This window comes from Sporosarcina highlanderae (genome assembly GCF_030433715.1).
GTDB classification, from domain to species: domain Bacteria; phylum Bacillota; class Bacilli; order Bacillales_A; family Planococcaceae; genus Sporosarcina; species Sporosarcina highlanderae.
This window is the reverse complement of the sequence record NZ_JAROCC010000006.1, coordinates 105,713-124,444: the sequence shown is the minus strand read 5'-3', so window position 1 is coordinate 124,444 and position 18,732 is coordinate 105,713. Positions and strand designations below refer to the sequence as shown.

Sequence of the window (18,732 nt, the reverse complement as noted above, 5' to 3'; positions counted from 1 at the left end):
ACATTATAGAGAGGGAGATTCTCGTGATTAATGAAGTTTTTGTCGGCAAACCAAAAACAGTCGGAGATAAAAATGCCACAAATCCATTGGATAAGGAATGGGAAAGTGCTATTTTCAAAGAGCCAGTAACGGGGAAAGTTTGGGTTGGGGAAACTGGCTTGGACGGGGACGGCCAAGCCGATCTAAAAAACCATGGTGGACCGGAAAAAGCAATATTTACTTATCCGAGTGAACATTACACATATTTCCACAACGAATATGGCTTGACTGCTATGAAAGCGGGTGGCATGGGGGAGAACTTATCTCTTTCGAATATGTTGGAAAAGGATGTTTGCATCGGGGATATATATGAAATAGGTGAAGCGGTTATCCAAGTTTCTCAACCGAGGCAACCTTGTTGGAAACCTGCTCGACGCCATAAGAGGAAGGATCTTGCATTACTAATTCAAGATTCAGGAAAGACCGGTTGGTATTTCCGAGTTCTTCAAGAAGGTTTTATTTCCGCAGGTGAGAATTTAAAATTAGTGGATCGGTTAGCTCCAGAATGGACAATTGAAAACTGTAATCATGTGATGCATTTTGATAAAGAAAATATAGAAAGAGCGGCAGCTTTAGCCGCGTGCGAATGGCTTGCGATAAGCTGGAAGAACACATTTATTAAACGTGTAGAAGACAAGAAACTTAGCACAGGAAAATGATTATATGGTGCTAACGAGTGAAAAACATCCAGCGCAAATACGCTGGATGTTTTTTATAACAATGGTTTATCATCCTCGTTCTGTTTTCGCTTTGTTTCTTTATAGGAATTCAATATCGCATTCCTGTATTCACCAAGTGATGCGAATTCATGGAAATCCTCTAAGTATTTTTCATTTCTTTTAGAGATTTCATTTCGTTTTGTGATATCCTTTTCAACATGGTCCATATTTTTTCTCCCCTCCAACGCTTCTTGGTTAGTTAAGCTGGTCGTCCACAAACTTTCCATACTCAGGTACTGCGATTGACTTAAATTCGGCTGACAATTTTTCTAAGTTATCCGATAGCCACTGACCTTTCGCAGGTACACCATGTCCTGTAATTGCTATATTTGGATTCAGCGCTTTTAAAATATTTACAGACCGTTCCGAAGTGTCCCAGTTTGGGGTGAAATATCGTGGTGGTCCGTTTATTTCCATTTCTTGCGTGAACACTTTGTATAGCTCGTCTTGTTTCACTGTCACAAATGCATCCCCGACTATCATGGCATGATCTTCATTCCGGAACATTGATATATGCCCTTCAGAATGGCCAGGTGTATGAATCCATTTCCAATCAGGCATAAATGGGATAGTATGATCATCCGGCAGTGGATACGCTTTGTTTCCGATGTCTATACTTTCATTAGGGAACATGAACGACATTTTCGCTACCATGCCACCTTCCACGGTTGTATCGGGTTTCGGGTAATTTTTTTGTCCAGTTATATAAGGAAGTTCCAAAGAATGGGCATAGACAGGGACATCCCAAACTTCAAGCAAATCGACCAATGCCCCAATATGGTCAAAGTGGGCATGCGTTAATATGATTGCTTTTGGAGGGTTCCCTTTTCCAAACCGTTTTTCTGCTTCCTCTATTATCATCGAAGCAGATTTTGCCATACCCGCATCAATGAGTACCCAGTCATTTCCTTTACCGGCCAAACCGTAAAATACAACATTGACGATTTGAACCGTATAGCAGTATAGATCAGGTGTCACTTCAAGTCCGACGCCGCTACCGACTGATGTTAAGGGCTGGAATCTTTCCGTTGATGCACTTCTTTCCATTTCCATTTGAATTCCTCCAGTACACTATTATTCGATAATATGGTTTCTTTACCTATATCCATACCTATTTGTTTCAAACATTTATATTGCCCTTAAGGTTCTCTTTCTTTATAATAGAAAGGTACTTTATTGTTGTCTCAGTAGCTCAGGGGATAGAGCGGCAGCCTCCTAAGCTGTAGGTCGCAGGTTCGATTCCTGCCTGGGACGTTTTTCATGATGAAAAGTCGGGTAATAGAATTATTCTATTCCCGACTTTTTCTATTCTTTTGAAGCAATTAGGTTATATAGGATTATATTGTTCATTGACGAATACAGGGTATCCGGTCTATATTGGTTAATATACAATTTGAAAATCTTAATAATTTCTGCTTAAATGTCCAAGGAACTGCTTGGAAACAAGTGCCAACAACAGATTGTCCAGGGAGGGATAAAGTGGATACGCAGGCTCAGTATAAATTGTTTCTGCAAAACCTACAGAATACATTTGCAGATTTGACGAGACTGACAATTATGATAGCCGATAAGGATGGGGAATTGCAGACCGAAGTTTCATGGGAACATGAAGCGGCTAAAGAACAATTCGAAAAGTATGTCGTTCCAAAAGACATGGTCAATTTCATAAGAAAGTTTGAAAATGTTAAAGACACACTTTTCTTTGATACGGCATATGGCATAAAGTTCATTTTTTCACCAGTTAAAAAGAATAATAATCATTCAATCTATTTTGTTATTGCTGGATATATCGATGAACAGAAAACTGATGAAATGATTGCTGATACGATTAATGTATGGCCATGGGTAGAGAATTCCAATAAATGTGGGGAGTTAGAGAAAAAAATTGACCACATCAAAACGATGACAGAAGCAATCGCCTCGTATGTTGAGATGTTGGATGAAAATAAGATCCGGAAAGATTTTTCTAATCTCATAGCAACTAAACTCAACAACTTAAATAAAGGGGCGGCATCAATTCAATCAATCTTAAGCGCATGTATGTTTTTAAAAGAAATCAACTTTATGGGTGCTGCCCTTAAAACAGCGAATTATTTATTTACGATTGATACAATTATTGGGGACTATAATCCGAATATGATTGGATATGAATTTAGTATCGGCGAAGGGGTAATGGGCTACGCTGCAGCAATAGAAGAAAATCTTTTTGTTGAGAATATGTCCATAGATGCAAGAAATAAAATATTCGCTAAAAATAAAATGCATGTCGTTAGTCTGTTCTGTTTTCCATTACTCGAAAAGAATGAAGTGATAGGTCTTCTATTTGGTGGCAGCACTCGAAAGGTTATCAAAAACAAAGATTTTATCTACGATAAATTTGCAATTTGTGCATCACTCTTGAACAATTATTTACTAAAGATAAGATTGGAAAAGAAAAATAATGATTTACAAGTTGAAGCACAATTATTTGAGGATATTCTTAAAGTCCTTGACTCTACAAAGGATATTAAAAAGTCTTTATATCATTTAATTGATTTAAGTATGAATTTCATAGACTTCGAATTCACTTCATTTGTTTATTTAACCAATACCCCAACCAATCAAATTGAGATATTAACGAGAGGGATGTCCGATAAGGAAATCCAGATTTATTGTCATTCACTTGCAAAGGAACTGACGAATTCGGACTTCTTGACACAAGCTGATGAATGGAGAATGAAAAAGACGTCCTGGAATGTCGATGTGATGGAATTTCCTATAATATTTGACGACAAAGTCCATGGAGTTTTTTCAATTGGTTATAAATCAGATGCAAGTAAAGCGAAATTTAATAACATTATAGGGAATTTAGCACGGGCCGCACGTATTGTATTTATTGAAAACCAAAATGATAATGCGTCGAGCTATAATCGTACGGAGCTTTTTGTGAATTGGGTTGAAGAGATCTTATTACATTTTAGACCAGAACAATATAAAATTGCCCAACAAATAAAAATGACAATTTCCAAGCTTCTTATGGACATGGGAGTGGAAGAATCAGCTGATATCGATAAAATAGCAATTCTTTCCGTTTGTGGCCGCGATCTTGTGAAAAATGTATTGAAAGATAAGGACCTTGCCGAGCAAATGACTGAGTTTTATAATGTGTTGGATAAAAATAGTAGCGGAAATAAAATGATTGAAGCTTCGGCTGCCGTTTGGACATACTTTACGAATGATGAATCTATTGAATCTGTTAGGGATTTAAAGTTAGTTAATAACGAAATTAAAACAATATTCAATTCGGTCATTAAACGCCAAACTCAAAGTGATCACACAATTGTAATGACCGAGGACTTGACTACTGATTATTCTGTTCCAACGTACCTTGGATTATCCAAAAGGGAAGAGGAAGTATTGAGCGAAATGATGAAAGGATTAAGTAATAAAGAAATCGGTGTTGCACTTTTCATCAGTGAGCATACTGTAAAGAATCATGTCACAAATATTTTAAGTAAGTTAGGTGTAACTGACCGATCCCAAGCGATTGCCAAAGTATATCAATTGGGATTTGATGGGAATTAGAAAACGTTTATCTAATAGCAAAAGTCAGGAGGTATTTCGTACCTCTTGACTTTTTTTGTTAATAAATTAATTGTCAGTTTATATATGCCGAAAAATTGAAATTGGGTAAAGGAAAGCGAGTATTCTGTTAAATTAAATTAAAATATAAGAAAAAAGGCTTAATTAGTAATCTGTTCCTATGCCGAATTACCCTAATAGGACCATCGGGTGTGAATAATAGGAACGATGTGTGATTGTCGAATCCTGTAAAACAACTGATAATAATAGTAAGAATAATTTACTCAAATTAAACAAAGGAAAAGGTGTGTAAAATGAAGAATAGTTTTTCTACTAAAACACACTGGCATCTAATCGAGAAAACAACTAGCAGAATCTCAACCATATCCAACGATCTACCAAAGGCGATTGAAAGAGAAGAATTACGATTGCATTACCAGCCGAAGGTGGACCTCGTAACTGGGAAGGTTGTAGGATTGGAAGCCCTTATTCGATGGGAGCATCCGGAATTGGGTTTAATCTTTCCTAATGAAATCATTCCGGTTGCGGAGGAGCTTGCTGAAATAACTACGATTGGTAATTGGGTGCTTTCTCAAGCTTGCCGACAAAGCAAGGAATGGCAGGATAATGGGTATCCCCCAATGATAATGTCAGTAAATCTCTCTATGCAGCAATTTACTAGTGGTGATCTTGTTGCTACGATTGAAGGAACCTTGAACGAAGTACAATTATTACCTCGGTATTTGGAATTAGAAATCACAGAAACGATGACGGCAAATATACCAGAAACAATTCAAACGCTTAAACGTTTAAAATCACTTGGTGTACGAATCAGTATCGATGATTTTGGGACTGGATATAGTAATCTGACCCATCTCAAGAATTTTCCTGTAGACGTATTAAAGATAGACCAATCATTCATAAGGGATTTAACTGAAAATCCAATTGACCAAGCAATTGTAAGAACAATTATCCACCTTGCTGACGATTTGAAATTGGAGGTTGTCGCAGAAGGAATTGAGACTGCTGACCATTTTCGGTTCCTTAAAGACCATAACTGTTTGGTTGGACAAGGATATTTATTCAGTAAACCAGTGGAAAGTCGTTTTTTAATAGAAAAAATTCACTTTATCGAATCTGGAAAATATTTGGCGTAAAAGTATTTAAAGGGGTGTTGGAAATGCAATTCATGATCACAGCTCCTGCGAAAGAAAGATCGATTGATACGAAGGTAGGAAAAGCCTGGATTAAAGACGGTAAAATATATTGTAAGACAGCAGAGGGAGCACAGCCTAAGCTTACAATTCCACCTAATTTTACTTTATTTATTAATGGAGAAGAAACGAAGGATACCACAATTTCTCTATCCGAAGAAAATGATTACGAGTTAAAGTCTGAAATCACAGTAAAGGAAACGCAGTGGAAAGTTTCGTTGACATCGGATATGTTGGAAGCAAAGTTAACCGTAAAACCGGGATACCGGGCGAAGTTTTCAGTTTTGGATTCGGAACCAAAGCAGCATCTTGTTCCATCTGTTGTGGAAACGAAAGAGTTTCAAAACTCATTAGAACTTTCGGATATCGTTGTGGAAATGGGGTTACAAGGAGTCAAAATTGGTTTTCACCATGATGAAATGGTGAAAGCGACACAAACAAATGAACTCAAACCCCAAACCTTTATCATTGCGAGGGGGACACCGGCGAAAAACGGGGAAAATGGTTGGTTAGAAGTACTGGTAAATACAAAAATAGAAAAAGGAATAAAAGTGAACGAAGATGGCCGTGTCGACTTCAGGGAAATCAAATCAATTCCTTATGTAGAAGAAGGCGATATCCTTGCAATTATCCATCCCCCTACAAGTGGGGAGGTAGGTTGTTCAGTTCGAAATGAACCAATCCCTTGCGATCCAACCTATCCTGTTAAAGTACATTTGGGTAACGGGGTTATTATCAATGGGGATAAAATCATATCGACACAATGTGGAAGACCATTTATCGAACAAACAGGGCAACTTGTTCGTGCCGCACTTATTCGGAAGTTAACACATCATGGGAACGTGGACTTGTCATCTGGTAACATTCGGTTTAGAGGCGATGTGGAAGTGGTTGGGGAAGTAACCGACAATATGGTAGTCGAAGCTTTCGGAGATGTTGTTATTCATAAGTCGATGAATAATGCAACGATTACAACGACAGGTTGTGTGACTACGCATAGCAACTGTAACGGCACTATAATAACTGCTGGCGAAAAAGATTTTATGGAAAAGGACCTTATCGATCAGTTTTCTGGCATCGTTTCAACAACTGAAAAAATTATGGCATTGCTATCCATTGTGATGAATTCTCCGGCATTCCAAAATAGTTCGTTTAGAAATAATATTCAAGCTATTACAAATTCATTAATCCATAATAAGTTCCCGGACTTTCTTGACCAAGTACAGGAATTCTGTTCTTCCATCAAAAATAAAGAACATAGCTTATTGAATGACGAATGGATACAGATTTGCAATTCATTGGAACGTTATTTCTTATCATTGATTGTCGTTCCAAATTATTTAGAGTGCCTGTTAGGGTTACAAGTTGATATGAAAAATATCGCTCAGGAAAGACTTGAAACGATCTCTACCGAGTCATTTATTAATATTCCGAAAGCGATGAACTGCAATCTTTACTGTAATGGTGATGTTTTCATAACTGATAAAGGCTGTATCAATACCAATATCCAGTCTGGTGGGCAAGTACACATTAATAACAATTTTAGAGGAGGTAAAATTGTTGGGGAGAAGGGAATATCGGTCGGGATAGCTGGTTCACTCAATTCCTCATTAACCCTCTTATCCGTTCCCGAAAATCAAACAATACGAATTAGACGAGCGATGGAAGGAGTCGTCTTGAGAATTGGTAAGTTCTCATATCAATTTACGGAAACGGTTTACAATGTGAGGGCATATATGGACAGAAATGGCGAGTTAGTCGTTGAGTTTAGCCGTGGATTATTTAAATAGATTCTAAATGGAGCTGAAAACCTTAGGGCTTTTAGCTTTTTAATACGGGTAATTGTAGACAGATAGAGAGAGGGATGGTAGTGGAAACTGGTTTGGAAAGCATTCCAAGCAATGTATATATTTCGTTGATCGTCAATAATCAGGATCCTATTTTTATATTGGATCCTAATGGAAATATAGTTTCGGCAAATTGGGCTATTATGGATGTATTTGGCTATTCTATTGCTGAGATGACAGGGAGAAATTTTAGGGATGTATTACCGATAACGATTGACTTTGGTCTGGTTTGTAAAGTGTCCGAAGGAGCATATAGTTCCTATCAAGTGAGTAGTTTCAGTAAAACGGGTCGAACGATTCATCTTGAAGTTAAAACGATTCCTCTTGAAGAGAATGGTAAACTTGTAAATATGTTATTGATTACAAAAGATGTGACGGATCTTATGGAGACTAAAGCAAGGTTAGAGCAATTTAAGAAATTGCTGAATGCTTCTCCTGAACCGAATTTTGTTTTAAATGAAGGAGTTATACGGTATATCAATAAAGCCGCGGTAAAGACGTTTGGCTACCAAGAACCAGCCGAACTTCTTGGGATGCATATATTGAAGTTAATCCCTTCTGATTCATTGGAATTCATAGCGGATATCATTCAACGGTCTGAGCTGGATTTAACGATTCCTGAACAAACAGTAGATCAGAAAATGAAGCGTAAAGATGGAACATCATTCATAACGGAATCGATACTTTTAGGGATTGAATATGAAAATAAACCGGCGGTACATGTGATCTTTAGAGATATTACAGAGAAAAAAATCATTGAAGAAGCATTAAGAAATAGCGAGGAGAAGTACCGTTTAATCACAGAACATATGACAGATTTTGTCACTGTAATAGATGAACAGGGGATAATCACCTACGCATCCCCTTCGTCATATCCTGTTTTAGGCTATTCACCTGACGATTATGAAGGAACACCGGTATCGTGTAAAGTGCATCCTGATGATTATCCAAGTGTTCAAGAGCAGGCAAGAAATTTATTCCAATTGAAGCATAGTTGCGAGATGGAGTTCCGATATATGCATCGAACAAATGATTGGATTTGGGTGGAAGCGATAGGAACATATTTTGAAGAAAAGGGAAAAGGTTATCTTTTGTTTGTTTCCCGAGTAATTGAGGAGAAAAAAAGCATTCGGGAAAAGTTGACATCGATGGCATTTCATGATGAGTTGACGGGATTGCCAAATCGTAGATTATTCCGGGAAAGAATGAGCGAGACATTGGAAGAGGCCAAACGGAACTATTCGAAATGTGCAGTGTTATTTATGGATATCGATAAGTTCAAATGGGTGAATGACCACCTTGGCCATTCTGTCGGCGATATGCTATTGAAACAGTTTGCCAACAGGGTCAACAACGGCATTCTTCGAGAGAATGACATTTTTGCTCGTCAAGGGGGGGATGAATTTCTTGTCCTTTTACCTGATATTGAAAGTGAAGAAAATGCAATCGGGATGGCTAAGAGAATACTGGATTGTTTGCAGGAGAAATGGAGAGTTGGAGATGAGGAATTCACAGCAACCTCCAGTATTGGAATTGCGGTTTTTCCGAAAGATGGGACAAGCATTGATGAATTATTAACGAATGCGGATTCAGCATTGTATCGGGCGAAAGAAAATGGTAGGAATAATTATATGATGTATTCATAAGGGAAGGCTGTCCCATTTCTGGCGGGACAGCCTTTACGCTTAATAATACGGCGAAATTAATATATAAACAAGAACACCGGTAAAGCTTACATACAACCATATCGGCATTGTCCATCGAACGATTTTACGATGGCGTTCATATTCCCTGTTCCAAGCCCTTGCTACACTTGTAAGTGCGAGAGGAACGATGGCTGCCGCCAAAATTATATGGGTGATAAGAACGAAATAATAAATTCCAGCCAATAATCCTTCTCCTCCGAATGGCGTGGAGACGGCCAAATAATGATAGGTAACATATGTCACAAGAAATAATGCTGTGGTGATAAATGCGGCGTAGATGAATTTGCGATGTGCATTGATATTCTTTTTCTTAATGGCAATTAATGCGGCAACTAAGAAAATGAAAGTGAAGCTATTGAAAATGGCATTCATCATTGGCAGGATAGTTACATCAAAAGCATCGAAGTCTTCTGCAGTCCGTTTACCGGATAATAAACCAATCACGCCTATTAAAATGACTGAAAGAATAATAATGGCGGGTTTATAATTACGTTTTTTGAATGGCTCGTTCGATTCTACAGAGTGATTCATAATAATCTTCCTTTCCACTGCTTGTTTCCCTCCATAGTGTACCATAAGTAGGAAGTCGTTTACTCCTTTTAATCTCAGAATTGGAATTTACAAAATTGTGTCGGTGCCTTTACAGGGAAGTCTTATTATATCTTGAATTCGAGACATTATTATTGTTTTCTTTTCACTTGAGTGGTAAAGTTATAGTGATGAAAGGGAGTGACCGGTGTTATGAAGAAAAACACACGTGGTTCGTTGATTTGGTTGCGACTCACTCGTTTTACACATCAAAGCAACTTGCTATCCAATGAATTTTTGAAGCAATTCGATCTTACGACTGCGCAATTTGATGTATTGATGCAAATCTCAACTTATGAACCCTTAACACAATGTGATTTGGCTGAGAAAGTCACGGTCACGCAGGGGGGCATTTCCCGTATGCTTGCACGCCTTGAGAAGGATGGACTCGTTGAACGCAAACAAGAATGGAAAACAAAAACGATATCCTTAACGAGTAAAGGACGAGAAAAGCTGAAAAATGCATTTGACGCACAACTTGCATTTCAATCTTCATTCTTCGATGAATCTTTGTCAGAAGAGGAACAGAAAATGTTGTATTCACTCATATCACGTGTACAAAAAAATAGCGAAGCAAAAATGTCAAACAGGTAATTTTTTTAATTTATCACTTGATTAGTCAAATGAATAAAAAGGAGGAAGTTCACATGTATACAATTCCGGGTCATCATCATATTTCCATGATTACAAAAGAGGCAAAGCCTACTAACAGATTTTATAGAGACATCCTTGGGTTACGTCGTGTAAAAATGACGGTAAATCAAGATTCCCCGACAATGTATCATTTGTTTTACGGAGACCGTACAGGAAGTCCGGGGACAGAGTTATCGTTTTTTGAAATACCAGCTTCTGGACGCACGTATAGAGGAACAAATGCAATCACCAAAATCGGTTTACTTGTACCTTCGGAAGAAAGCCTGAAGTATTGGAAAGCGCGATTTGAGGAATTGGGTGTGAAACATGGTGACATTACAACTTATGCCAATAAACCTGCCCTTTTTTTTGAAGATGCTGAAGGGCTCCGAATGGTACTTCTTGTGTCGAATGGGGAAAAGGTTGACCATTGGGAAACATGGGAAAAATCATCTGTTCCGGTAGAGCATCAGATTCAGGGGATGGGTTCCGTGGAAATTACAGTGCGTAGACTTGAAAAATTAGTGAAAACATTGACGGATCTTTTTGGGTATACCGAAGTATCACGTACAGAGGAAGAGGCAATTTTACAATCAGTCCAAGGTGAAGTGTTTGGAGAAATCGTTGTAAAATTTTTGGATGGTCCTACTGAAAGACCGGGTCGAGGTAGCATACATCATTTAGCCATCCGTGTTAAAGATGATGAAGAGCTTGAATACTATGATAAACAGGTGAGGGCACGTGGCTTCCATTCCTCTGGTATTGTGGACCGCTACTACTTCAAGAGCTTATACTTCCGTGAATCAAACGGAATACTATTCGAAATTGCAACAGACGGACCAGGTTTTACAATCGATGGGGAGATTGAAAACCTCGGTGAACAGTTGGATCTGCCTCCATTTTTAGAAGGCCGTCGTGCCGAAATCGAAAATATACTGCAACCAATCGAGGAGGATTAATAATGGAACAATATCGTATTGATCCATCTAAAGGGATGGAATTTGGGCTTTATTCATTGGGCGATCTAATTCCAAATCCCCTAACAGGTGAAACATTATCAGCTCAAGCAAGGATAAATGAATTGATCGAAGCGAGTAAACTTGCGGAACAAGCGGGAATAGATGTCTTTGGTGTCGGCGAAAGTCATCAAAGCTACTTTACTACACAGGCACATACCGTAGTTTTAGGTGCAATTGCTCAAGCGACAAAAACGATCAAAATTACAAGTTCGGCAACAGTGTTAAGTGTTTCAGATCCTGTAAGAGTGTATGAGGACTTTGCTACGATCGACTTGATTTCAGATGGTCGTGCAGAAATTGTTGCTGGCCGTGGGTCCCGTGTAGGTGCGTATCAGTTATTAGGTGTTAATCTACAAGATTATGAAGAGATTTTCGAGGAGAAACTGGAACTGCTGAAAAAACTAAATGAAGAAGAATATGTGACATGGCAAGGTGAATACCGTGCCCCGTTACAAAATGCGCAAATCTTGCCTCAGCCGAAAAACGGATCACTTCCAATTTGGCGTGCGGTTGGTGGTCCGCCTGCGAGTGCCATTAAGGCAGGGTACATGGGAATCCCGATGATGTTGACGACCCTTGGAGGCCCCGCCGTTAATTTCAAACCTTCAGTTGATGCTTATCGTGAAGCAGCGCAGCGTAGTGGGTTCGAGCCAAAAGACCTGCCTATTGCAACGACAAGTTTATTCTATGTTGCCGATACAACAAAAGAGGCATTACAAGGTATGTATCCGCATATTAATGGCGGTTTCCAGGCAATTCGTGGCAGTGGCTACCCAAAACAGCAATTCGCTCAAGCGCCTGATACACGCGATGCGTTGATGGTGGGCAGTACACAGCAGATTATCGAAAAATTGCTTTACCAATACGAGCTTTACGGCATGCAACGCTTTATGGCCCAAATTGACTTTGGCGGCGTGCCATTTGAGAAAATCATGAAGAATATCGAAATCATCGGGAACGATGTCATTCCGGCGATAAAGAAATACACTGCCGAATAAAGAATAGGGGGGAATAAAATGAAGATTGTAGCGTTATCAGGTTCAATTGTCGGTTCGAAGACTAAAACTGCAATGCTGAAAACAGTGGAAATGTTTAAGCAAAAGTATCCTGAACATGAAGTCACGCTTCTTGATTTAGCCGAATACAAAGTTGAATTTAGTGATGGGCGTAATTATTTCGAATATGAAGGGGATACAAAATACGTCACAGAGACAATAATGGCAGCAGATGCCATTATCATTGGGACGCCAGTATTTCAGGCATCCATTCCGGCAACATTGAAAAATATCTTTGACCTGCTGCCAGTAAACGCGTTCCGCGATAAAGTCGTCAGCATTGTAGTAACTGCTGGTACAGCAAAGCATTATTTGATGGTAGAGCAGCAATTAAAACCGGTTTTAGCGTATATGAAAGCCCACATCGTTCCAACATATGTCTTTATTGAAGAAAAGGATTTTTTACGTAAAGAAATTGTCAATGACGATATACTTTTCCGCTTGGAACGTTTGGTAGAGGATACAGTAGTAATCGTAGATGCTTTCAAGGCAATTCGTATGAAAAAAGACGAGGAATATGATTTTTAGCACACTTGATGAAAGAGCCATTTTTAGAATGGCTCTTTCTTATTGGGGAAAAAATTGAATATCAGAGTTTAGTGCGATATAAGAATTTTTTTGTGCGCTCCATTTTGGGATTTATGAGAACATCCACAGGAGGTCCGGATTCAACAATCTCACCATTATCCATGAAAAGAACTTTATTTGCGACATCTCTCGCAAATTCCATTTCATGCGTCACGATCACCATCGTCATTTGCTCTTTTGCAAGATCTTTAATCACCGTAAGGACTTCACCAGTCAATTCAGGATCAAGTGCAGAAGTCGGTTCATCAAATAAAAGAATATCAGGTTTTCTCATCAAAGCTCGCGCAATGGCTACACGTTGTTTTTGGCCACCGGAAAGTTTGCCAGGTAGGGCATTTGCTTTGTCTGATAAACCGACTTTTTCAAGCAACTCCATGCTGTCCTTCCGATTCTGATGTGCATTTCCTTCCTTTACTAGTTTTGGCGCAAGCTCTAAGTTTTCCACTACTGTTAAATGGGGGAACAGATTGAAATGCTGAAACACCATTCCCATTCGGGACGTGATTTGTTTAATTTGTTTTGGTGATGTATAGGTTCCTTCGTTTACAAGATAATCGCCGTTTACGGTAATACTTCCACCATCGATTTCTTCGAGATGAATGAGGCTTCTAAGCATTGTGCTTTTCCCAGAACCAGAAGGTCCAATAACAGCGACAACATCATTTTTCTCCACATCAAAGCTGATTTGTTTAAGAACTTCTAGTTGCTCAAATGATTTTTTTAGCTTATTGACTTGTAAGATAGACATGATATCACTCCTTTTGTTGGTACCTTTTGTTGGTACCTGTGTGCCGGACTATTCAAAAAATACACTACAATTGCATGAAAATAAAAACGAAAAGCTGTTGTTCGTGCATTTATATTAAGTTTGTGTATATTTATACAAATTGGTTGAATTAACATGAATGTTTCTTGCACAGGGACCTTCACAATCAATCGTATTGCAAGCGGCGTTCCAACCATTTAAAGATAAATGTTAAACATATTGTTATGAGGAGATAAATGATGCCGGCGAGCAAAAATGGAATAATTGTAAAATCCCGATTTACTGCTGTTTGCGCAAAATGCAATAATTCTGGGACGGCCACTGCATATAACAAGGCCGTATCCTTCACTAGTGTAACTGACTCATTTGCTACCGCTGGCAAGGCAATACGGAACATTTGAGGCAACACGATATAGGTCAACGTCTGAAACTTGTTTAAACCCAACACTTTAGATGCCTCGTATTGTCCTTTATCGATAGCAAGCAGACCACCTCTAAAAATTTCTGCAAAATAAGCGGCATAATTTAGGATGAAACCTAAGCAAGCGGCGACAAATCGATCGATAACCAAATATTGACCGATACCTGGAATATGAGGAAGTCCAAAGACCAAGAACAGAAGCTGCAGTAAAAGAGGAGTTCCCCTCATCACGTAAATATATGAACTAGCAAGCCATGAAAGGGGCTTGATGTTACTTCTGACTGCCAACGTCAACAAGAACCCTAAAGGAATCGAAACAACGATGGCAATAAGAAAGAGAAAGATTGTCGCGCGGGCCCCTTCAAGCATAGGTATTAATATTGATATTAAATAGTCAATCGTCATGGTCATACACTCCCTTGAATCTGCGTTGCAAGCGAACAATAATCCTTATTTTAAAACTTTATCTTCCCCGAACCATTTTTCAGAGATTGCAGTAGCTGTGCCGTCAGTATTCACTTTGTCCAAAGCAGCTTGCAGTTTTTCAAGCAATGCCTCATTTCCTTTTTTGACGCCAATTCCATACAGTTCTGGTGCCAATGACTCTTCAATCACTTTAAAAGTGCCTTCTTCTTTCGCCATATAATAATCGATGACGACTTCGTCAATGACTACGGCTTCCACCCGGCCTGCTTTCAAATCAGATAAGGCAAGTACGTTATCCGAGTACTCGGAAATTGACTTGATTTCTGAGCTGATCGGATTGGCATTTAATGCATCGGCAGCTGAAGAAAGTGCCTGTAATCCTACATTCTTTCCTGAAAGGTCATTCAAGTTAGCGATATCCGAGTTTTTTAGTGTTGCAATGACTTGTGCGTTTTTCAAATAGGGCTTTGTAAATAGAACCTTCTTTTTTCTTTCATCCGTAATTGTATAACCATTCCATATTAAATCGATCCGTCCACTACTTAATTCAGTTTCTTTCGTTTTCCAATCAATCGGCTGAAATTTAACATTCATACCCATATTTTCAGCTACCGCTTGAGCGTATTCGATATCAAAGCCGGTAAGTTCATTATTTTCATCTCGGAACCCCATGGGTGCAAATTTATCATCTACACCTATGACGAGAGTATTTTCTTTTGAAGAAGAATTGGAATTTGAACTTCCGCAACCTGATATAAAAAGTAAAGACCCTAACGAAACTATTAATACCATCATAAATTTCTTCATTTTTCTATCCCCTTTGTCAATGTAAATTACTTCACCGCTTTAGCGTATTAAAGTAGTAAATAATATATCATGAATATGAGAACAATAGAACCCCCTTATGAATATCCGGAATACTTTGTATTCTACGGTCATGTATGCCCTAAATGTTTGCATTCTAAAATAAACGGTTATTGTAAGTTAATTAAGGTATGGAAAAAGGAGGTTTCCCCAATGGATAAAAAGTTCAGAGGATTGTATTCAGAGGAAGAACTTGGGAATGAAAGAAGAGGGGACGAATTCAAAAATGAATTTGTTGAAAATGGAAAAAAATCGACAAAACATCTTCAAGCTCTTTCTGACAATACAAAAGACAGTGAGCTTGGACCGGAACCAAATGGAATCGACCCGGTGGGTAAACTTGAAAAAGGGTTTTCTTTTCAAGAAGAACCAAGTGAATTCCGTTCGCAAGGGGTAGCGCAGTTCGGAATTGAACCAAATGGCGTTAATGCTAATAAAAAAGAAAATGATTAGATTTTTAGATGAAATTGAAATAAGGGACTGTATAGAAAGTCATTGAAACTGATTCTCTGTGCAGGCCTTTTTCAATTTGTAGTGGATTTGGAATAGCAAATGATCGAGTTGGAAAAGCTTGTTGAAAACACGTTGCGGGACGGGAGTAGTGGTGAATGGAGAGTAATCTATCCAAATTGGATGAAATAATAAAAGCTTTTAATGCTAAGTTTTATGAGCGGGAAGCTGAGGTAGAAGCGATTCTTGTAGCGCTATTATCACGACAACATATTCTCCTGATAGGTCCTTCAGGTACAGCAAAATCGGCATTGGCCGTAGAACTTGCGAAAACAATACAAGATACAAATTATTTTCAATGGCTGCTAACAAGGTTTAGTACACCGGAGGAGTTATTTGGCCCATTGTCGTTGAAGGAATTAGAGCATGGAGAATATAAACGAAATACTCACAAAAAAATGCCCGAAGCAAATTTAGTGTTTTTAGATGAGATTTTCAAAGCTAACAGCGCTATATTAAATAGTTTACTCACACTAATTAATGAGAGGGTTTTTTATAACAACGGTACACCCAAGAAAGTCCCTCTCATGACTGTAATTGGAGCGTCAAATGAATATCCGGAGGAAGGGGAGGGATTAGAGGCGTTATTTGACCGTTTTCTCCTTCGTTTTGAATTTAATTATTTAGCTGATGATAATAATTTTATCTCAATGATGAAAGATGCTGGACAATTGGAGCAAATGCCGACTATGACAATGGAACAATTGTTAGGTTTACAAAACATGACAGATCGTGTTGTTATCGAAAATGAAGTTTACACTGCAATTTCAAAAATCCGTAATGAGTTAAAGGATGAAGGGATACGTCCGTCTGATCGGCGGTTCAAGCAGTCATTAAGCATATTAAAGGCAAGAGCTTTGATTCGAAAACGACGAGTCGTATTGATAGAGGATATTATTATCCTTGAAAATGCTCTTTGGGAAACGGCTGATCAAAAAGAGACAGTTTCAGTCATTATTCGTAGACATGCGCAGGACAATGTGATAAGAGTACTCGACTCAATTCGAAAAGAAGCAAATGAAGTCGCCAATTCAATTAGGCAAGATAATTCAATAGAAGCTGGAATGGAAGCTATTCAAAAAATGAGGGCATTGGAGTCTGATCTCCAAATTCTAAAAACGAATCACGAAGACCGATATGTGGAAATTGAAGCCTTACTTGTTAAAGTAAAATCACACGAGCAAGAAATCTTAAATTCCGCTTTAGAACCCTTGTATTTTAATGCGTTTAACGAGAAAAATGAAGTTGAGGATTCTTACGGCATCTATTATCGAATGTGAAATGGAGTGAAGGTGTGGTGAGAAAATTCGAAGTCGACACCGAAAATTTTTCGGTGTTGAATACAGATTCATTCGACAAAAGGCGCTTCAAAGAGATTTTAGAAATGTCGGAAGGTCTCCGAAAGATTATTCATGAAGCTTGGCTACCTTCAATTGAACCACTCCTTGGAGATATTTGGGCTTCTTTATTTAAAATGAAACCAGTAATAACAACTACAGATGCAGAAGGTTTTCTATCGGTTAATAAATTCCTTATGGAGAACCTTATGGAGAATGAACAATTTTCATATCTTCGGAATTTCACACGCTTAAATGAACTGGTGTCAACAATAGGGACAATTAAGCTTGGAGAAAAGACAAACCAATGGATCATTCAGCAACTGGAGAAAGAAGTGGAACTCCAAGAACAGGCAATTAGGATTACTCTTCTGTATAGACAACTTCAAAAGCAAAAGTTCCAAGAAAATCCTCGAAATAACCTCGTCGATGAAATGAATAAGTTGAATGCTAAATTACAAGAAGTAATAGGGAACAAAAGCGAAAGCTTCAGTGAAGTCCTAATACAGGTTAGTCGAGAGGTCGAACAATTAAAGAATGGACTGAACTCTTTTTTAGGAGGAGTACGTGCAGGTAATACAGATGCAGAATTTCTCAAGGTACCTTTACGCGACAAAATTTTACTATCAGAGAAGATTGCTTATAGTAAAATGATAAAAGAAATAGCTGATTGGGCAGGTCGGTTCAAGCAAATTGCTTGGGAAAAGCAGAAGGTGAAAAAAAGCCGGTACATACAAAGAAGAGGCATTTCTATTGGGAAAGACATTGAAAACTTACTGACGATTGAGTTTAGCTTATATACACATCCGCAAACAAGGATGGATTTTCTACGTCGTTTTGCAGAAGGGCAAACTATGCAATTTGAACAAAGGGGACCTGAAGTGCTTAAAAAGGGGCCGATTGTACTTTGTCTCGACCAATCGGACAGTATGAGTGGTCTTGACAAGCAGGCGAAAGGATTTACCCTTGCCCTTATATCAATCGCAAGAAGGCAGAGAAGAAATTTATGCGTGATATTCTTTTCAACGCATTGTAAAACGTACACGTATGAAAAAGGAAAGATTAAAACGTCTGAAATGATCAAGCTTGCACAAACTTATTTAAGAGGTGGCACAAATTATGAACTTGCGCTTAACGAAGCATTACAAGTAATCAACAAAAGTCGTTTTCAACAAGCTGATATTATTTTTATCACGGATGGTGAAGGTCGAGTAAGCGATTCATTTCTTGAATCATTTAATAAAACAAAGCAATCAAAAGAATTTAATGTCCTTTCTCTACTTGTAGGAACAAATAGTACTACGGTGCGACGGTTTGCCGATAGAGTTATTGAAGTTGAGGATTTTGATGACGAAGGAAGTTATACCGCATTTGAGGTATAGGGAATTAGTTAGGTTAAAATCAATCCATATTATAATGTCCATTAATTGGAAGGGTTA

Annotated in this window: 18 protein-coding genes and 1 tRNA gene; 13 read left to right on the top strand and 6 right to left on the bottom strand. The window is 38.3% G+C overall.

Annotation, left to right across the window (positions count from 1 at the left end):
* Positions 1–23: 23 nt before the first annotated feature.
* Positions 24–698 (top strand): MOSC domain-containing protein, encoded by a 675-nt coding sequence (locus P5G49_RS09435; protein ID WP_301243354.1) that lies wholly within the window; start codon positions 24–26, stop codon positions 696–698.
* Positions 699–751: 53 nt separating this feature from the next.
* Here P5G49_RS09435 and P5G49_RS09430 read toward each other — a convergent pair whose 3' ends face one another.
* Both P5G49_RS09430 and P5G49_RS09425 read right to left on the bottom strand, forming a co-directional pair.
* Complete coding sequence (locus P5G49_RS09430; RefSeq protein ID WP_301243353.1) at positions 752–925, bottom strand: hypothetical protein; 174 nt, start codon at positions 923–925, stop codon at positions 752–754.
* 28 nt (positions 926–953) lie between these two features.
* Positions 954–1,805: an MBL fold metallo-hydrolase gene (locus tag P5G49_RS09425; RefSeq protein WP_435877202.1), complete on the bottom strand. Its 852-nt coding sequence runs from the start codon at positions 1,803–1,805 to the stop codon at positions 954–956.
* A gap of 134 nt (positions 1,806–1,939) precedes the next feature.
* Here P5G49_RS09425 and P5G49_RS09420 point away from each other — a divergent pair.
* The 5 genes from P5G49_RS09420 (at position 1,940) to P5G49_RS09400 (ending at position 9,026) form a co-directional block, all read left to right on the top strand.
* Positions 1,940–2,012: transfer RNA gene (locus tag P5G49_RS09420), tRNA-Arg, on the top strand.
* Positions 2,013–2,237: 225 nt separating this feature from the next.
* Positions 2,238–4,322 (top strand): response regulator transcription factor, encoded by a 2,085-nt coding sequence (locus P5G49_RS09415; RefSeq protein ID WP_301243349.1) that lies wholly within the window; start codon positions 2,238–2,240, stop codon positions 4,320–4,322.
* 311 nt (positions 4,323–4,633) lie between these two features.
* Positions 4,634–5,476: a putative bifunctional diguanylate cyclase/phosphodiesterase gene (locus P5G49_RS09410; RefSeq protein WP_301243347.1), complete on the top strand. Its 843-nt coding sequence runs from the start codon at positions 4,634–4,636 to the stop codon at positions 5,474–5,476.
* Between the two features lie 23 nt (positions 5,477–5,499).
* Positions 5,500–7,323 carry a FapA family protein gene (locus P5G49_RS09405; protein WP_301243345.1) on the top strand — a complete coding sequence of 608 codons (1,824 nt, stop codon included), beginning with the start codon at positions 5,500–5,502 and terminating at the stop codon, positions 7,321–7,323.
* A gap of 80 nt (positions 7,324–7,403) precedes the next feature.
* Positions 7,404–9,026, top strand: a complete 1,623-nt coding sequence (locus P5G49_RS09400) for a sensor domain-containing protein (protein ID WP_301243343.1) — start codon at positions 7,404–7,406, stop codon at positions 9,024–9,026.
* A gap of 39 nt (positions 9,027–9,065) precedes the next feature.
* Here P5G49_RS09400 and P5G49_RS09395 read toward each other — a convergent pair whose 3' ends face one another.
* Positions 9,066–9,617 carry a DUF420 domain-containing protein gene (locus P5G49_RS09395; protein WP_301243529.1) on the bottom strand — a complete coding sequence of 184 codons (552 nt, stop codon included), beginning with the start codon at positions 9,615–9,617 and terminating at the stop codon, positions 9,066–9,068.
* 210 nt (positions 9,618–9,827) lie between these two features.
* Here P5G49_RS09395 and P5G49_RS09390 point away from each other — a divergent pair, with 210 nt between their 5' ends.
* Genes P5G49_RS09390 through P5G49_RS09375 form a run of 4 tightly spaced genes read left to right on the top strand, consistent with a single transcriptional unit; the run spans position 9,828 to position 12,909 of the window.
* Positions 9,828–10,268, top strand: a complete 441-nt coding sequence (locus P5G49_RS09390) for a MarR family winged helix-turn-helix transcriptional regulator (RefSeq protein WP_301243341.1) — start codon at positions 9,828–9,830, stop codon at positions 10,266–10,268.
* Positions 10,269–10,321: 53 nt separating this feature from the next.
* Complete coding sequence (locus tag P5G49_RS09385; protein ID WP_301243339.1) at positions 10,322–11,266, top strand: ring-cleaving dioxygenase; 945 nt, start codon at positions 10,322–10,324, stop codon at positions 11,264–11,266.
* 2 nt (positions 11,267–11,268) lie between these two features.
* Positions 11,269–12,324, top strand: a complete 1,056-nt coding sequence (locus P5G49_RS09380; RefSeq protein WP_301243337.1) for an LLM class flavin-dependent oxidoreductase — start codon at positions 11,269–11,271, stop codon at positions 12,322–12,324.
* 18 nt (positions 12,325–12,342) lie between these two features.
* A complete protein-coding gene (locus tag P5G49_RS09375) occupies positions 12,343–12,909 on the top strand; it encodes an NADPH-dependent FMN reductase (protein WP_301243335.1) in 567 nt (188 codons plus the stop codon).
* 61 nt (positions 12,910–12,970) lie between these two features.
* Here P5G49_RS09375 and P5G49_RS09370 read toward each other — a convergent pair whose 3' ends face one another.
* The 3 genes from P5G49_RS09370 to P5G49_RS09360 form a co-directional block, all read right to left on the bottom strand.
* Positions 12,971–13,717, bottom strand: a complete 747-nt coding sequence (locus tag P5G49_RS09370) for an amino acid ABC transporter ATP-binding protein (RefSeq protein ID WP_301243333.1) — start codon at positions 13,715–13,717, stop codon at positions 12,971–12,973.
* Between the two features lie 184 nt (positions 13,718–13,901).
* Positions 13,902–14,561, bottom strand: coding sequence for an amino acid ABC transporter permease (locus tag P5G49_RS09365; RefSeq protein WP_301243332.1), 660 nt, complete (start codon positions 14,559–14,561; stop codon positions 13,902–13,904).
* Positions 14,562–14,606: 45 nt separating this feature from the next.
* The gene (locus P5G49_RS09360; protein WP_301243330.1) at positions 14,607–15,389 is read right to left on the bottom strand and encodes an amino acid ABC transporter substrate-binding protein; all 783 of its coding nucleotides are present in this window, start codon (positions 15,387–15,389) and stop codon (positions 14,607–14,609) included.
* 210 nt (positions 15,390–15,599) lie between these two features.
* Between P5G49_RS09360 and P5G49_RS09355 the strand changes: the two genes are divergently transcribed.
* The 3 genes from P5G49_RS09355 (at position 15,600) to P5G49_RS09345 (ending at position 18,675) form a co-directional block, all read left to right on the top strand.
* Complete coding sequence (locus P5G49_RS09355) at positions 15,600–15,899, top strand: hypothetical protein (RefSeq protein ID WP_301243328.1); 300 nt, start codon at positions 15,600–15,602, stop codon at positions 15,897–15,899.
* A 155-nt stretch (positions 15,900–16,054) separates the two neighbouring features.
* Complete coding sequence (locus tag P5G49_RS09350) at positions 16,055–17,236, top strand: AAA family ATPase (protein ID WP_301243326.1); 1,182 nt, start codon at positions 16,055–16,057, stop codon at positions 17,234–17,236.
* Positions 17,237–17,253: 17 nt separating this feature from the next.
* Complete coding sequence (locus tag P5G49_RS09345) at positions 17,254–18,675, top strand: VWA domain-containing protein (protein ID WP_301243324.1); 1,422 nt, start codon at positions 17,254–17,256, stop codon at positions 18,673–18,675.
* Positions 18,676–18,732: the final 57 nt, after the last annotated feature.

Excerpts from the sequence above, each read along its gene's own strand:
- P5G49_RS09430 (WP_301243353.1), bottom strand. The coding sequence starts at position 925 with ATGGACCATGTTGAAAAGGATATCACAAAACGAAATGAAATCTCTAAA.
- P5G49_RS09405 (WP_301243345.1), top strand. The coding sequence starts at position 5,500 with ATGCAATTCATGATCACAGCTCCTGCGAAAGAAAGATCGATTGATACG.
- P5G49_RS09360 (WP_301243330.1), bottom strand. The coding sequence starts at position 15,389 with ATGAAGAAATTTATGATGGTATTAATAGTTTCGTTAGGGTCTTTACTT.
- P5G49_RS09385 (WP_301243339.1), top strand. The coding sequence starts at position 10,322 with ATGTATACAATTCCGGGTCATCATCATATTTCCATGATTACAAAAGAG.
- P5G49_RS09395 (WP_301243529.1), bottom strand. The coding sequence starts at position 9,617 with ATGAATCACTCTGTAGAATCGAACGAGCCATTCAAAAAACGTAATTAT.
- P5G49_RS09375 (WP_301243335.1), top strand. The coding sequence starts at position 12,343 with ATGAAGATTGTAGCGTTATCAGGTTCAATTGTCGGTTCGAAGACTAAA.
- P5G49_RS09390 (WP_301243341.1), top strand. The coding sequence starts at position 9,828 with ATGAAGAAAAACACACGTGGTTCGTTGATTTGGTTGCGACTCACTCGT.
- P5G49_RS09425 (WP_435877202.1), bottom strand. The coding sequence starts at position 1,805 with ATGGAAAGAAGTGCATCAACGGAAAGATTCCAGCCCTTAACATCAGTC.
- P5G49_RS09410 (WP_301243347.1), top strand. The coding sequence starts at position 4,634 with ATGAAGAATAGTTTTTCTACTAAAACACACTGGCATCTAATCGAGAAA.
- P5G49_RS09355 (WP_301243328.1), top strand. The coding sequence starts at position 15,600 with ATGGATAAAAAGTTCAGAGGATTGTATTCAGAGGAAGAACTTGGGAAT.
- P5G49_RS09380 (WP_301243337.1), top strand. The coding sequence starts at position 11,269 with ATGGAACAATATCGTATTGATCCATCTAAAGGGATGGAATTTGGGCTT.
- P5G49_RS09370 (WP_301243333.1), bottom strand. The coding sequence starts at position 13,717 with ATGTCTATCTTACAAGTCAATAAGCTAAAAAAATCATTTGAGCAACTA.
- P5G49_RS09365 (WP_301243332.1), bottom strand. The coding sequence starts at position 14,561 with ATGACGATTGACTATTTAATATCAATATTAATACCTATGCTTGAAGGG.
- P5G49_RS09350 (WP_301243326.1), top strand. The coding sequence starts at position 16,055 with ATGGAGAGTAATCTATCCAAATTGGATGAAATAATAAAAGCTTTTAAT.